Raw genomic sequence first — 272 nt, forward strand, 5'->3', positions numbered from 1 at the left:
TTGATTTGTAAATTCATGCTCTGGCCTTTATTAGCACCAATATGGAAATCCAAACCGCCGCTTACGGATGTTCCAGTACCAGAAAGCCCTAGTGCATCTGCTGCTTTACCCTTAGCAACTTCAATTTTGACAGTATCAGGGTTGCTGCTATTGAGCACAAGCGATCCATTTTTGACATCCACAGATACTGTACCAAAATCAATGCCTGTTAATGTTTTGTAGTTAGATAGGGCGGTATTAATAGCTGTTTGAAGCTGATCAGCAAGGTTACC

The 272-nt window shown here is 41.5% G+C and carries 1 pseudogene; it reads right to left on the bottom strand.

Annotated features, from left to right (window positions below):
* Window positions 1–272, bottom strand: a pseudogene (locus LD028_RS08990) (hypothetical protein); the annotation flags it as partial.

This window comes from Anoxybacillus sp. LAT27, assembly GCF_022030075.1.
In the GTDB taxonomy this organism is placed as follows: Bacteria; Bacillota; Bacilli; order Bacillales; family Anoxybacillaceae; genus Anoxybacillus; species Anoxybacillus kestanbolensis.